This is a genomic window from Mycolicibacter terrae, from assembly GCF_010727125.1.
In the GTDB taxonomy this organism is placed as follows: domain Bacteria; phylum Actinomycetota; class Actinomycetes; order Mycobacteriales; family Mycobacteriaceae; genus Mycobacterium; species Mycobacterium terrae.
Genome location: NZ_AP022564.1, coordinates 1,840,980 through 1,855,624 on the forward strand (window position 1 = coordinate 1,840,980; position 14,645 = coordinate 1,855,624).

13 protein-coding genes are annotated in these 14,645 nt (G+C 69.6%); 10 read left to right on the forward strand and 3 right to left on the reverse strand.

Annotated elements, in window-relative coordinates; genetic code table 11:
• Positions 1 to 72 precede the first annotated feature (72 nt).
• Complete coding sequence (gene carB, locus G6N23_RS09045) at positions 73 to 3,414, forward strand: carbamoyl-phosphate synthase large subunit (RefSeq protein WP_095173899.1); 3,342 nt, start codon at positions 73 to 75, stop codon at positions 3,412 to 3,414.
• Complete coding sequence (pyrF, locus tag G6N23_RS09050) at positions 3,414 to 4,247, forward strand: orotidine-5'-phosphate decarboxylase (protein ID WP_085259578.1); 834 nt, start codon at positions 3,414 to 3,416, stop codon at positions 4,245 to 4,247. The genes carB and pyrF overlap by 1 nt, the downstream gene beginning before the upstream one ends.
• A 17-nt stretch (positions 4,248 to 4,264) precedes the next feature.
• Here pyrF and G6N23_RS22370 read toward each other — a convergent pair whose 3' ends face one another.
• Positions 4,265 to 4,390 carry a hypothetical protein gene (locus G6N23_RS22370; RefSeq protein WP_264069177.1) on the reverse strand — a complete coding sequence of 42 codons (126 nt, stop codon included), beginning with the start codon at positions 4,388 to 4,390 and terminating at the stop codon, positions 4,265 to 4,267.
• 730 nt (positions 4,391 to 5,120) lie between these two features.
• Between G6N23_RS22370 and mihF the strand changes: the two genes are divergently transcribed.
• The 7 genes from mihF (at position 5,121) to metK (ending at position 11,235) form a co-directional block, all read left to right on the forward strand.
• Positions 5,121 to 5,438: an integration host factor, actinobacterial type gene (gene mihF / locus G6N23_RS09055; protein ID WP_067333923.1), complete on the forward strand. Its 318-nt coding sequence runs from the start codon at positions 5,121 to 5,123 to the stop codon at positions 5,436 to 5,438.
• A 7-nt stretch (positions 5,439 to 5,445) separates the two neighbouring features.
• The gene (gene gmk / locus G6N23_RS09060) at positions 5,446 to 6,048 is read left to right on the forward strand and encodes a guanylate kinase (protein ID WP_085259577.1); all 603 of its coding nucleotides are present in this window, start codon (positions 5,446 to 5,448) and stop codon (positions 6,046 to 6,048) included.
• Between the two features lie 58 nt (positions 6,049 to 6,106).
• Positions 6,107 to 6,436 carry a DNA-directed RNA polymerase subunit omega gene (rpoZ, locus tag G6N23_RS09065; protein ID WP_085259576.1) on the forward strand — a complete coding sequence of 110 codons (330 nt, stop codon included), beginning with the start codon at positions 6,107 to 6,109 and terminating at the stop codon, positions 6,434 to 6,436.
• Between the two features lie 31 nt (positions 6,437 to 6,467).
• Positions 6,468 to 7,712: a bifunctional phosphopantothenoylcysteine decarboxylase/phosphopantothenate--cysteine ligase CoaBC gene (gene coaBC / locus G6N23_RS09070; protein WP_085259575.1), complete on the forward strand. Its 1,245-nt coding sequence runs from the start codon at positions 6,468 to 6,470 to the stop codon at positions 7,710 to 7,712.
• A gap of 75 nt (positions 7,713 to 7,787) precedes the next feature.
• Positions 7,788 to 9,146 (forward strand): hydroxysqualene dehydroxylase HpnE, encoded by a 1,359-nt coding sequence (gene hpnE, locus G6N23_RS09075; protein WP_085259574.1) that lies wholly within the window; start codon positions 7,788 to 7,790, stop codon positions 9,144 to 9,146.
• A complete protein-coding gene (locus G6N23_RS09080; RefSeq protein ID WP_085259573.1) occupies positions 9,143 to 9,754 on the forward strand; it encodes a TetR/AcrR family transcriptional regulator in 612 nt (203 codons plus the stop codon). The genes hpnE and G6N23_RS09080 overlap by 4 nt, the downstream gene beginning before the upstream one ends.
• A gap of 269 nt (positions 9,755 to 10,023) precedes the next feature.
• Entirely contained in the window at positions 10,024 to 11,235 is a 1,212-nt protein-coding gene (gene metK, locus G6N23_RS09085) for a methionine adenosyltransferase (RefSeq protein ID WP_085259572.1), read from the forward strand.
• 62 nt (positions 11,236 to 11,297) lie between these two features.
• On the opposite strand, the gene G6N23_RS09090 is transcribed toward metK, so the two are convergent.
• Complete coding sequence (locus G6N23_RS09090; RefSeq protein WP_085259571.1) at positions 11,298 to 12,782, reverse strand: flavin-containing monooxygenase; 1,485 nt, start codon at positions 12,780 to 12,782, stop codon at positions 11,298 to 11,300.
• 174 nt (positions 12,783 to 12,956) lie between these two features.
• Positions 12,957 to 13,913, reverse strand: a complete 957-nt coding sequence (locus tag G6N23_RS09095) for an alpha/beta hydrolase (RefSeq protein WP_085259627.1) — start codon at positions 13,911 to 13,913, stop codon at positions 12,957 to 12,959.
• Here G6N23_RS09095 and G6N23_RS09100 point away from each other — a divergent pair.
• Positions 13,912 to 14,634: a lysoplasmalogenase gene (locus tag G6N23_RS09100; protein WP_179961159.1), complete on the forward strand. Its 723-nt coding sequence runs from the start codon at positions 13,912 to 13,914 to the stop codon at positions 14,632 to 14,634. The two genes, G6N23_RS09095 and G6N23_RS09100, sit on opposite strands and share 2 nt — an antisense overlap.
• Positions 14,635 to 14,645: the final 11 nt, after the last annotated feature.

The following is a 14,645-nucleotide window of genomic DNA, read 5'->3' on the forward strand; positions in this document are numbered from 1 at the left end:
GCGCAGTTGTACGCCGTACCCGGCGTGTCGGAGTACTAACACGCACGCTCGCGGCAAGAAAGGCAGCCGGTAATGCCGCGCCGTACCGACCTGCGCCACGTCCTGGTGATCGGCTCCGGGCCGATCGTGATCGGCCAGGCCTGCGAGTTCGACTACTCCGGGACCCAGGCGTGCCGGGTGCTCAAAGCCGAAGGCCTGCAGGTGAGCCTGGTCAACTCCAATCCGGCCACCATCATGACCGACCCGGAGTACGCCGACAACACCTACGTCGAGCCCATCACCTGGGAATTCGTCGAAAAGGTGCTCGCCCAGCAGGCCGAGCGCGGCAACAAGGTCGACGCACTGCTGGCCACCCTGGGCGGGCAGACCGCGCTGAACACCGCCGTCGCGCTGCACGAGCACGGCGTGCTGGAACGCTACGGGGTTGAGCTGATCGGCGCCGACTTCGAGGCGATCCAGCGCGGCGAAGACCGCCAGCAGTTCAAGGACATCGTCGCCAAGGTCGGCGGCGAATCGGCACGTTCCCGGGTCTGCTACACCATGGCCGAGGTCGAAGAGACCGTCGCCGAGCTCGGGCTGCCGGTCGTCGTTCGCCCCTCTTTCACCATGGGCGGTCTGGGTTCCGGGCTGGCGGCCAGCCTCGACGAGGTGGCCCGGATGGCCGGTGACGGGCTGGCCGCCTCACCGACGGCCAACGTGCTGATCGAGGAATCCATCTACGGCTGGAAGGAATTCGAGCTCGAGCTGATGCGCGACGGCAATGACAACGTCGTGGTGGTCTGCTCGATCGAGAATGTCGACCCGATGGGCGTGCACACCGGCGACTCGGTGACGGTCGCCCCGGCGATGACGCTGACCGACCGGGAGTACCAGCGGATGCGCGATCTGGGCATCGCGATCCTGCGCGAGGTCGGGGTGGACACCGGCGGGTGCAACATCCAGTTCGCGGTCAACCCGAAAGACGGCCGGCTCATCGTGATCGAGATGAACCCGCGGGTGTCACGGTCTTCCGCGCTGGCGTCGAAGGCCACCGGCTTCCCGATCGCCAAGATCGCCGCCAAGCTCGCCATCGGCTACACCCTCGACGAGATCCTCAACGACATCACCAAACAGACGCCGGCCTGTTTCGAGCCGGCGCTGGACTACGTCGTGGTCAAGGCGCCGCGCTTCGCGTTCGAGAAGTTCCCCGGCGCCGACCCGCGGCTGACCACCACGATGAAATCGGTGGGCGAAGCGATGTCGTTGGGCCGCAACTTCATCGAATCCCTCGGCAAGGTGATGCGCTCGTTGGAGACCGATCGTGCCGGGTTCTGGACCCAACCCGACCCGGACGGCACCGCTGAGGACGCGTTGGCCCGGTTGCGGGTCCCCACCGAGGGTCGGCTCTACGACATCGAACTGGCGCTGCGCCTGGGCGCGAGTGTCGAGCAGGTCGCCGAGGCGTCCGGGGTGGACCCGTGGTTCGTCGAGCAGATCAACGGCCTGGTGGCGCTGCGCGCGGAGGTCGTCGACACCCCGGTGCTTGACGCGGATCTGCTGCGGCGCTGCAAATTCAGCGGCCTGTCGGATCATCAGATCGCCGCACTGCGGCCGGAACTGGCCGGCGAGGACGGCGTGCGGCTGCTGCGGACCCGGTTGGGGATCCATCCGGTCTTCAAGACCGTCGATACCTGCGCGGCGGAGTTCGAATCCACAACGCCGTACCACTACAGCACTTTCGAGCTCGACCCGGCCGCAGAGACCGAGGTGGCCCCCCAGGACGCGAAACCCAAGGTGCTCATCCTCGGTTCCGGGCCGAACCGGATCGGCCAGGGCATCGAGTTCGACTACAGCTGTGTGCACGCGGCGATCACCTTGAGTCAGGCCGGGTTCGAGACGGTGATGGTCAACTGTAACCCCGAGACGGTGTCCACCGACTACGACACAGCCGACCGGCTCTACTTCGAACCGCTGACGTTCGAGGACGTGCTCGAGGTGTACTACGCCGAACAGCAGTCCGGGGCGGGCGGGCCGGGCGTGGCCGGCGTCATCGTGCAACTGGGCGGGCAGACCCCGTTGCGGCTGGCCCAGCGGCTGGCCGACGCCGGGGTGCCCATCGTCGGAACCACTCCGGAGGCCATCGACCTGGCCGAGGACCGCGGCGCGTTCGGCGACGTGCTCACCAGCGCCGGGCTGCCGGCGCCGCGGTACGGTACCGCGACCACCTTCGAGCAGGCTCGGCGGATCGCCTCCGACATCGGCTACCCGGTCCTGGTCCGGCCGTCGTACGTGCTGGGTGGGCGCGGCATGGAGATCGTCTACGACGAGGAGACGTTGCGCGGCTACATCACCCGGGCTGCGCTGCTGTCGCCGGAGCATCCGGTGCTGGTCGACCGGTTCCTGGAAGACGCCATCGAGATCGACGTCGACGCCCTGTGCGACGGCACCGAGGTCTACATCGGCGGGATCATGGAGCACATCGAGGAGGCCGGCATCCACTCCGGGGACTCGGCGTGTGCCCTGCCGCCGGTGACCCTGGGCCGCAGCGACATCGAGAAGGTGCGTGGGGCCACCGAGGCCATCGCCCACGGCGTCGGGGTGGTGGGGCTGCTCAACGTGCAGTTCGCCCTCAAAGACGACGTGCTCTACGTGCTGGAGGCCAATCCGCGCGCCAGCCGGACGGTCCCGTTCGTGTCCAAGGCCACCGCAGTTCCGCTGGCCAAGGCCTGCGCACGGATCATGCTGGGCGCCACCATCGCCGGGCTGCGGGGCGAGGGCCTGCTGGCCGCCTCCGGCGACGGCGCCACCGTCGGCCCGCACGCCCCGATCGCGGTCAAGGAGGCGGTGCTGCCGTTCCACCGCTTCCGCCGTTCGGACGGGTCCGGCATCGACTCGCTGCTCGGGCCCGAGATGAAATCCACCGGGGAGGTGATGGGCATCGACCGCGACTTCGGCACCGCGTTCGCCAAGAGCCAGACCGCTGCCTACGGATCGCTGCCCGCAGACGGCACGGTTTTCGTCTCCGTCGCCAACCACGACAAGCGTTCGCTGGTGTTCCCGGTCAAACGGCTGGCGGACTTGGGGTTCCGGGTCCTGGCGACCGAGGGGACCGCAGAAATGCTACGCCGCAACGGTATTCCCTGCGAGGTGGTCCGCAAGCTTTTCGAGGAACCCGACGGGACCGACCCGTTGCCGTCGGCGGTGGATCTGATCCGGGCCGGTGAGGTCGACCTGGTGATCAACACCCCATACGGCAACTCCGGTCCGCGGGTGGACGGCTACGAGATCCGCTCGGCCGCTGTGAGCGTGAACATCCCGTGTGTGACCACCGTCCAGGGCGCCGCCGCCGCGGTGCAGGGTATCGAGGCCGGGATCCGGGGCGACATCGGAGTGCGGTCCCTGCAGGAGCTGCACAGCACACTCGGCGGGCACTAGTGGTTACCGGGCTCGGGGAGTTCGGGACCCGGCTGGCCGAGGCGACGGCGGCCCGCGGGCCGCTGTGCCTGGGCATCGACCCGCATCCCGAACTGCTGAGCGCCTGGGGCCTGCCCTCGACACCGGACGGGCTGGCGGCATTCAGCGAGACCTGCGTCGCGGCGTTCGCCGGGTTCGCCGTCGTCAAGCCGCAGGTGGCGTTCTTCGAGTCGTACGGCTCGGCCGGCTACGCGGTGTTGGAGCGCACCATCGCGGCGCTGCGCGAGGCCGGCGTACTGGTGCTGGCCGACGCCAAGCGCGGTGACATCGGCTCGACGATGGCCGCCTACGCGGCGGCCTGGGCCGGCGAGTCGCCGCTGGCCGCCGACGCGGTGACCGCCTCGCCCTACCTGGGCTTCGGCTCGCTGCAGCCGCTGCTGGACACCGCCGCCGCGCACCGGCGCGGGGTATTCGTGCTGGCTGCCACCTCCAACCCGGAGGGGGCCGGCGTGCAGCGCGCCCAGGCGGCCGGCGGGCGCACCGTGGCGCAGTCGATCGTCGACGCGGCCGCCGAGGCGAACCGGGCGGGACCGGGACCCGGGTCCATCGGGGTGGTGGTCGGTGCCACGCTGCGCGAGGTGCCCGATTTGAGCGCCCTGGGCGGCCCGGTGCTGCTACCGGGCATCGGGACGCAGGGCGGGCGCCCGGAGGGGCTGGCCGGGCTGGGTGGCGCCGCCTCGGGCACGCTGCTGCCGGCGGTCTCCCGCGAAGTGCTGCGGGCCGGTCCCGGCGTCGCGGGGCTGCGTGAGGCGGCCGAGCGTCTACGCGACGCGGTGGCCTATCTGGCCGGGTAGGCGAGAGTCGCTGCGCATCAGGTACCGGTGCGCGCCCACGTCGCGAACTTCTTCTGGTCGTGGTGGTTGACTGTCCCGCCCGGAATCGGCTGCGGAGTCGGGGTCTCCTTGGTGGTGGCGATGCCGGTCGCAGCGTTCGCCACGCCGGACGCCGGACGTTCATCACATCATCTCCGTTGAGCTCTCACCGCCTCGATCTCGTCGGCGCAACCCTGGCGTAGGCCGGGAGCGCTGTGAAATACCCAGGGGCAGAGGGAGATACGCAATCCCACAACGGATTCGAAGCGCGGGCGCTGCCGGGGCCTTCGGCCGGGTGACGATCGGGTGGGCGGACGCGACCGGAACCGATCCGCATCCAAGGGCGTAGCGCCCTCAGGTGCTGAATCCGGCCTCCGGCACCGGGCGGCCGCGGTTCTGCCGGGTTCTCCCCACCGGTGGCTGATGCGTGCGGTTTCGCCCCCCGAAGAGCGCGCCTGACTACTACGCCGCGTAGTTGGGGCCGGCCGACACGCCCGACACGCCGTGAGGTGCGAATTCAATGCTGTCGGGCTCCCACCGGCCTGCAGCACGCCGGAAGGACCACGCCGAATCGATCGGCCTGTCCGTTCCGTCCAAGCAAAAGCCCAGCTAGAACGGGGTTTTTTAGGTCCTTCCCGGGGTGGGTGCGGTAGCGGCGCGCTGATCGCACCACCCCGCTCGGCCCCGGTCGGACTGCCGTGCGCAGCCGCCGCACGCTGGGCATTTGTAGCCGGAAACCGGGGGTGGGGTTAGATTTCGTCAGACGGCGTGGGTACGGTCGTCGTCTCTGGCGGGAGTACCCGGCCGAGACAAGGAAAACATCGACGTTGTCGATGATGACGATACGGAGGAATCGTGGCCCTTCCCCAGTTGACCGACGAGCAGCGCGCCGCCGCGTTGGAGAAGGCGGCGGCCGCACGTCGGGCCCGAGCGGAGCTCAAGGACCGGCTCAAGCGTGGCGGCACCAACCTCAAGCAGGTGCTCAAGGACGCCGAGACCAACGAGGTCCTGGGCAAGATGAAGGTCTCTGCGCTGCTGGAGGCGTTGCCGAAGGTCGGCAAGGTCAAGGCGCAGGAGATCATGACCGAGCTCGAGATCGCCCCCACCCGCCGGCTGCGCGGCCTGGGCGACCGGCAGCGCAAGGCGCTGCTGGAGAAGTTCGACTTCTCCTGACCTGTCGGTGAATGCCGGTGGAGGACCGGACAGCCGACACGCGGGGCGTGTGGTGGTGCTGTCCGGTCCATCCGCGGTCGGAAAGTCGAGCCTGGTCCGTTGCCTGCGCGATCGGGTGCCGGACCTGTATTTCAGCGTGTCCGCCACCACCCGGGCGCCGCGCCCCGGAGAGGTGGACGGCGTCGACTACCGCTTCGTGACGCCGGAGGAGTTCGACCGGCTGATCGAGGCCGGCGCGCTGCTGGAGTGGGCCGAGATCCATGGCGGCCTGCAGCGATCCGGCACTCCGGCCGCCCCGGTTGCCGAGGCGACCAAGGCCGGTCGGCCTGTCCTGATCGAGGTCGACCTGGCCGGTGCCCGGGCCATCAAGAAGGCGCTGCCGGAGGCCGTCACGGTGTTCGTGGCCCCGCCGGACTGGGAAAGCCTGCAGGCCAGACTGGTCGGACGCGGTACCGAATCCGCGGACGTCATGCAGCGCCGACTGACCACCGCGCGCACCGAGCTGGCGGCCCAGGGAGACTTCGACGAGGTCGTGGTCAACGCTCGATTGGAAACCGCCTGCTCAGAATTGGTATCCTTGCTGGTGGAATCCGCACCGGACGCAGTCTGATCGACCCGGACGACCGCCGCAGGCGTACCCAGCCATCAATAGCCAGGAGAATTTCTTAGTGAGTACCTCGCAGGCCGCCTCGGCCACCAAAACGCCGGCAGGCGACGCCGACGAGTTCGACCCGGCGTTGATCGGCGGTTACGACACACCGCTCGGCATCACCAACCCGCCCATCGATGAGCTGCTGCAGCGCGCGTCGAGCAAGTACGCGCTGGTGATCTACGCGGCCAAGCGGGCGCGTCAGATCAACGACTACTACAACCAGCTCGGCGAGGGCATCCTCGAGTACGTCGGGCCACTGGTGGAGCCCGGCCTGCAGGAGAAGCCACTGTCGATCGCGCTGCGCGAAATCCACGGTGACCTGCTCGAATACACCGAAGGCGAGTAGCTGAGGGTCGGGGAGGGGCGGGTCGGCACCGGTGGAGCGCAAACGGATCGTCGTCGGCGTCTCCGGCGGTATCGCCGCATACAAGGCGTGCACGGTCGTCCGGCAGCTGGCCGAAGCCGGCCATTCGGTGCAGGTACTGCCGACTGAATCCGCTCTGCGGTTCGTCGGGGCGGCCACCTTCGAGGCGCTCTCGGGCCAGCCGGTGCACACCGGCGTGTTCGACGACGTTCCGCAGGTTCCCCACGTCGCCATCGGCCAGCAGGCCGACCTGGTGGTGGTGGCGCCGGCCACCGCCGATCTGCTGGCCCGCGCGGTCGCCGGCCGTGCCGACGACCTGCTGACCGCCACTTTGCTGACCGCCCGGTGCCCGGTGCTGTTCGCGCCGGCGATGCACACCGAGATGTGGCAGCATCCGGCCACCAGAGAGAATGTGGCAACGTTGCGAGCGCGCGGCGCGGTGGTTCTCGAACCCGCGTCGGGCCGGCTGACCGGCACCGACACCGGACCCGGCCGGCTGCCCGAGGCCGAGGAGATCAATACCTTCGCGTCGCTGCTGCTGGAGCGGCCCGACGCGCTGCCCCATGATCTGGCGGGGTGCAAGGTGCTGGTGACCGCCGGCGGTACCCGTGAGCCCATCGACCCGGTCCGGTTCATCGGCAATCGCAGCTCGGGCAAGCAGGGCTACGCGGTGGCGCGGGTGGCCGCCCAGCGCGGCGCCGAGGTCACGCTGATCGCCGCGCATACCGCCGGGCTGATCGAGCCGGCCGGAGTCGAGGTGGTCCACGTCAGCTCGGCGCAGCAGCTGCACGACGCGGTCACCAAGCACGCCCCCGAGGCGCAGGTGCTGGTGATGGCCGCCGCCGTCGCCGACTTCCGCCCGGCCCGGATGGCGCAGGCGAAGATCAAGAAAGGCCCGGGGGAAGACGACCGGCCGCCCACCATCGACCTGGTTCGCAACGACGATGTGCTCGCCGGTGCGGTCCGGGCACGTGCCGACGGCCAGCTGCCCCACATGCGCGCCATCGTCGGCTTCGCCGCCGAGACCGGGGATGAGAACGGCGACGTGCTGTTCCACGCCCGGGCGAAACTCCAGCGCAAGGGCTGCGATCTGCTGGTGGTCAACGCGGTGGGGGACGGCAGGGCGTTCGAGGTGGACCACAACGACGGGTGGCTGCTGGCCGCCGACGGAACCGAGTCCGCGTTGGAGCCCGGCTCCAAGACCCTGATGGCGAGCCGCATCGTGGACGCCGTCGTGGCGTTCCTGGCCGGCGGCTAGGCCGCCGCGCGCGTTGACCGCGGGACGCCCCGCCGAGTAACTTACAGCTCGTAAGTTATTCGGGAGGAGCCGGGCGTGGACGATCGACGGTACGTGGTGATCGGAGGCGGCCTGGCAGGGCTGGCCTCGGCGGTCTGGTTGGCCGAGGCGGGCAAGAAGGTGACCCTGCTGGAGCGGCGCGGACGGCTCGGCGGGCGCACCCACGCGATGAAGGTCGAAGGGATCGCCGATCTCCCGGACAACGGCCAGCACGTCATCGCCAGCGGCTACGAGCACCTGTTCCGGTATCTGACCAGCGTCGGCACCCGGTCGATGGTGGAGTTTCCGACCGGCGGGACGCTGCGCTGGCCCGGCGGGGCGGCCACCACCCTGGCGACCCGTGGGCTGGGCGCGGTGCGCACGCTATTCGGTCCGCACCCCGAGGCGAACCTGCTCGACCGGCTGCGAACGGCGGTGGCGACCGTGCGCCTGGCCGGCCAAGCGTTGTTTCAACCATCCGACCTGCCCGATCTGAGCACCGACCAGTGGCTGCGACGCGTCGGCATGCCCGCCCGGGCCCGGGAGGCGGTGTGGGACTGGCTCGCCCTCGGGATCGCCGCCGAACCGGTGGACCGCGGTTCGGCCAAGGTGTTCGCCGATGTCATGGCCACCGGCATCCGGCTCGGACTGCGCCACCGCAGGGCGGTGACGATCGGTTACCCCACCACCGATCTCGACACGCTCTACATCGCGGGCGCGCTCGACGTTTTCGACCGGTTCGGCGTCGACGTGCGCTACCGGGCGGTGGCCCGGCGAATCGTGGTGCAGGACAACGCTGTGCGCGCCGTGCAGTTAGCAGATGGCACCGAGGTGCCCGCGGACGCGGTGGTGTGTGCGGTGCCGAACTCGAATATCGCCGGGCTGCTCGACGATCTGTCGGAACATGCCGAAATCTACGCCGCGGCAGAGAAATTGCATTACACGCCGATCGTGAGCACCAACCTCTACCTGGACCGACCGCTGGGTACCGAGGCGGCGATGGAGTCAGTGATCGGCGGTACCGGCGTCATCGACGAGGTGTTCGACCGCCAGCGGATGCATGGCCGCGAACCAGACGGCGCCTGGCTGTACTGCCTGACCACCAGCGGCGCCTACGAGCAGATCCACCGGACCAACGAGCAGATCGTGGCCGAGCAGATGGACCTGCTGCGTCGCTACTATCCGGCCGCCGCCGAGGCGAAAGTGGTCGCCGCGCAGGTGGTCAAGATGCCCAAGGCCACCTTCTCGCAGGTCGTGGGCACCGACGGGCTGCGCCCGGATCAACGCACCTCGGTTCCGAGCCTGGTGCTCGCCGGGGACTGGACCCGCGCCGACTGGTCGGCGACGATGGAGAGCGCCGCACAGAGCGCGGCCCGCGCCGTGGAGTTGCTGCTCGAGCTGCCGGATTCGAGATGAGCGCGCAGCCCGAGCCGAAACGGCGGATGTCGGCGCAGGCCCGTCGGACTCAGCTGCTCGACCACGCCCGCGACATCGTCGCCGCCGAGGGTTTCGCGGCGGTGACGATCGAACGGGTGGCCCGCGCCGCGCAGGTCACCCGGACGGTGGTGTACCAGAACTTCGACGATCTGACCGGCCTGATGTCGGCGCTGCTCGACCGCGAGTCAGAGGTCGCCTTCGCCGGGATGGCGAGCCTGGAACGCCCGCTGGCCGACGACCCGGATGCGATCGGTCGCGCCATCCTGGCCTACCTGCACGCGGCGCCGACAAGTTGGCGCATCATCCTGAGCCCGCCCGCTGGGGCCCCGCCGCAATTGCAGGCTCGCACCGAGTTGGGACGTCGCTATGCCCGGGGTGTCGCCGCGAGCCGGGTCTCGGTGCTTGCCAATCGCCCGGTCGACGCCGACGGCGCGACGGTCCGGCTGTTGCTGTCCGCCGTGGAACAACTGGCCCTGCTGCACCTCACCGACCCGCGCGCCCACCCCGACGAGTTGCTGCTGCGCTATCTGCGGTCGCTGGTCGGCTGGGCCGTCCGGGTTGAGACGGCGGCGCCGGCGGCGCCCTGAACCGCGCTCGTGCGCTGACAGGACCTGTGGACGAAACCCGGATTGTCCACGCTCGTGATCCTGACGGTAAGGTGGGCACCCGCAGGGCCGAGTCGTTCAGGTGTCTTGATGTGGGCATATTGTCGACCATCTCCCGCTCGCGGGAGAACGCAGGCGTTACCCGGTCCGGCGGCCCGGGGGGAGGGCATCGGACTGCCAGGCCGTCCCCGGGAGCACATGGCTATATTTGCCCGAGCTAACTTTGGCTCGATTACCCGGAGGATGACATAGTGAGCGAAAAGGGTCGGCTGTTCACCAGTGAGTCGGTGACCGAGGGACACCCCGACAAGATCTGTGACGCGATCAGCGACTCGGTGCTCGACGCACTGCTGGCCGATGACCCGCGCTCACGGGTCGCGGTGGAGACCCTGGTCACCACCGGTCAGGTGCACGTGGTCGGGGAGGTGACGACCAGCGCCCGCGAGGCGTTCGCCGACATCACCAACACCGTCCGCCGGCGCATCCTCGAGATCGGCTACGACTCGTCGGACAAGGGCTTCGACGGCGAAACCTGCGGGGTCAACATCGGCATCGGCGCGCAGTCGCCCGACATCGCCCAGGGCGTCGACACCGCCCACGAGGCCCGTGTCGAGGGTGCCGCCGACCCGCTGGACTCCCAGGGCGCCGGCGACCAGGGCCTGATGTTCGGTTATGCGATCGCCGACACCCCGGAGCTGATGCCGCTGCCGATCGCCCTGGCGCACCGGCTGGCCCGCCGGCTCACCGAGGTGCGCAAGAACGGGACGCTGCCCTACCTGCGCCCGGACGGCAAGACGCAGGTCACCGTGCAGTATGAGGACAACGTGCCGGTGCGGCTGGACACGGTCGTGCTCTCGACCCAGCACGCCGAGGGCATCGATTTGGACAAGACGCTGGCCGTCGACATCCGGGACCACGTGATCAAGACCGTGCTGGACGAGCTCGGCCACGAGACCATGGACACCTCCGACGTGCGGCTGCTGGTCAACCCGACCGGCAATTTCGTCGTCGGTGGCCCGATGGGTGACGCCGGCCTGACCGGCCGCAAGATCATCGTCGACACCTACGGCGGCTGGGCGCGGCACGGCGGCGGCGCGTTCTCCGGCAAGGACCCGTCCAAGGTGGACCGCTCGGCGGCCTACGCGATGCGCTGGGTGGCCAAGAACATCGTCGCCGCGGGACTGGCCCAGCGCGTCGAGGTGCAGGTCGCCTACGCGATCGGCAAGGCGGCCCCGGTCGGGCTGTTCGTCGAGACGTTCGGCACCGAGGCCGTCGACCCGATCAAGATCGAAAAGGCCATCGGCGAGGTGTTCGACCTGCGGCCCGGCGCCATCGTGCGTGACCTGGAGCTGCTGCGGCCGATCTACGCGCCGACCGCCGCCTACGGCCACTTCGGTCGCACCGACGTCGAGCTGCCGTGGGAACAGCTCAACAAGGTCGACGACCTCAAGCGCGCCATCTGATTTCGGACGCCAAAAGCCCCGCATTTCCTGCCGAAATGCGGGGCTTTTGCTGTGTGCGGCGGCTAGGCCGTGAATCGGTAGTCGTCGAGATCGAAGCGCCGGCTGCGCCAGTAGGCCTCCACCGTGGTGGTGGGCCGCAGCGGGACGTCGCCGTTCTTGTCGAAGTAGTAGCTGTTGGCCAGCTGGCAGCTGTCCTGCCAGAACACCTGGCGGTGCCGTTTGCTCATCATCTCGTCGAAGTAGCGGGCGTTGGCCGCCTCGGAGATCTCCACCCGGGTGGCGCCCCGGCGCCGGGCGCGTTTCAGGCAGCGGACGATGTGGTGGGTCTGCGCCTCGACCAGCGCGAAGTACGACGACCCGACGTAGCCGTATGGCCCGAAAACACTGAACAGGTTGGGGAATCCGGGGATGCTGACGCCCTCGTAGGCCTGCAGGCGGTGTTCGTCCCAGAACCGGCTCAGCGACTGGCCGCCGGCACCGGTGACGGCGAACGTCGGGATGTTGTCGCTGTCCATCACCTTGAACCCGGTGGCCAGGATGAGGACATCGACGTCGTGGGCCGTCCCGTCGGCGGTGACGACGCCGGTGGGGGTGATCCGGGCGATGGGGTCGACGACCAGCCGTACGTTGTCGCGGTTGAAGGTCGACAGATAGGTGTTGTGGAAGCCGGGGCGCTTGCACCCCACCGCGTAGTGCGGGGTGAGCTGCTCACGCACCACCGGGTCGTGCACCTGCCGGCGCAGGTACGCCCGCCCGGCGGACTCCATTCGCTTGGCCAGCGGGAACACTGTGAAGTACTGCGCCGCGATCGGGAACGTCGCCTCGACGAAGGCCTGACTGGCCAGGCGTTGCACTGCCTTTCCACCGGGCAGCTTCATCGCCCAGCGCAGCGGCGACGCCAGCGGTACGTCGAACTTCGGGAAGCACCAGATCGGGGTGCGCTGAAAAACGGTGAGCTGCGAGACGATCGGCGCGATCTCGGGGATCACCTGCACCGCCGAGGCCCCGGTGCCGATCACCGCGACGCGCTTGCCGGTCAGGTCTTGCGAGTGATCCCAGCGTGCGGTGTGGATGCTCACGCCGGCGAACGTGTCGACACCGTCGATATCGGGCAGCTTGGGTGTGGTGAGCACGCCGCTGGCGTTGATCAGGAACCGCGCCGTGACGACTCCGTGGGGTTGCGTGTCCACCCGCCACCAGCCGTGTTCGTCGTCGTACTCGGCGGACAGCACCTCGGTGGCGAACCGGATCCGGGAACGCAGCCCGTACTTGTCGACGCAATGCTCGGCATAGTTCTTCAGCTCCCGGCCGGGCGCGTAGGTGCGCGACCATTCGGCGCTCTGCTCGAACGAGAACTGATAGGAGAACGACGGAATATCCACTGCGATACCGGGATAGGTGTTCCAGTGCCAGGTCCCGCCGACACCGTCACCGGCCTCGACGATCAGGTAGTCGGGCATGCCGGCTCGGTCCAGGCCGATCGCCGCACCGATGCCGGAGAACCCGGCGCCGACGATCAGGACCTCGTGGTCGGGTTGTTCGGTCACGCTGGCTCCTCGTCGCTGATATGGCTCGACGGTAGCGCGCTGCGCAGCGGGGCGGTGGTGCGTTAGTGAGAATGCGGCGGGCCGAGCCGCCACGATGGATTTCGGCGGGCCGGGCCGGCGTGAAACAGGCACAGCGGGTGACCGTCGGGATCACGCAGCCTGGCCTCGCGCGCGTCAGGAATGTGCGGGCCTCAGGGCCGTTCTCAAAGCCGCCAGCCCGCGGTCGGCGGCCTCGGTGGCCGCCGGGATCACCCCGGCATAGCCCAGGTAGCCGTGGATCAGCGTCTTGGCGTTGTGCACCTGCACCGGCACCCCGGCGGCGGACAGCAGTTCGCCGTAGCGGATGCCGTCGTCGCGCAGCGGGTCGTGGCCGGCCACCGCGATGTAGGCCGGCGGCAGGCCGGCCAGACTCGCCGCGCGCGCGGGCGCCAGCGTCGGTGGTGGCTCGCTGAGGTCGAGACCGGCGGCATAGGCCATGGTCAACGCGGCGATCGCGTCTCGGTCGATGATCGGGGCGTGGGCGTTCTCGGTGAACGACGGCAAGGTGATGTCGTAGGTGGTGGCCGGATACCACAGCAGCTGAAACGCGATCTCCGGCCCGCCCGCGTCGCGGGCCAACTGGGCCACGACCGCCGCCAGGTTGCCGCCGGCCGAATCGCCGGCCACCGCCAGCCGGGCCGGGTCCACGCCGAGCTCGCCGGCGTGTGCCGCCACCCACTCGGTGGCCGCCAGGGCGTCCTCGACGGCAGCCGGGAACGGGTGCTCGGGTGCCAGCCGGTAGTCCACCGACACCACCACCGCGTCGGCGTCGACCGCATGCTGGCGGGCGGTGCCGTCGTGGGTGTCGAGGTCGCCGGCGACGAAACCGCCGCCGTGGAAGAACACCACCACTGGGGCGGGGCCGTTGTCTGCACTCGGCGGCCGGTAGATGCGCACCGGCAGGTCCCCGCCGGGTCCGTCGATGACGCGGTCCTCGCTGGGCAGGTCCGGGTAGACCGGCCGGCGCGGCAGGTCGCGCATGGCGCGGCGCGCGGCCTCGACGCCATCAGCAAGTGTCAGTCGGAACGGGACGGCGTCCAGTACCTTCAGCACTATGGGGTCGATTGCGGAGTCATCGTCGGTGAGCGGCATCAGAACACCGTACGCAATGCGCCTGGTCCCCACCGCCTGGGCTGCGGCCGGTTGGGCTGGTGTGGGCTACGGCATCTTCCTGACCGTGCTGGCGTTGCGGTCGCCGCCGGGGGAGGCGTTGACCGGCCACTGGGTCGGCCAACCGGCCTTCAAGGCGTCGATGGCGGTGCTGCTGGCCGTTGCCGCGGCCGCGCACCCGATCCTGCGCGAGGCGCGTTGGCTGATCCCCGCACTGACCCTGTCGGCCGCCGGCGACTGGTTGCTGGCGATCCCGTGGTGGGAGCCGTCCTTCGTCGCCGGGCTGACGGCATTCCTGCTGGCGCACTTGTGCTTTCTGGGCGCGCTGCTTCCGTTGGCGGTGGTCTCCCGGGGCCGGCTTATCGGGGTGGGGCTGGTCGGCGCGAGCTGCCTGGCTCTGCTGGTGTGGTTCTGGCCCGGCCTGGCCCGGGAGGGGATGACCGCCCCGGTGACCGTCTACGTCCTGGTGCTCGGTGCCATGGTGTGCGCGGCCCTGCTGGCCAAGCTGCCCACCCGCTGGACCGCGGTGGGCGCGGTGTTCTTCGCCGTCTCGGACGCCATGATCGGAGCCAGCCGGTTCGTCTTGGGTAACGAGCTGCTGGCGGTGCCGATCTGGTGGGCGTACGCAGCGGCGCAACTGCTCATCACGGCCGGCTTCTTCTTCGGTCGGCCCGACCCGGCCGAGAAGCCGGCTACGGCCTGAACCCACTGGCG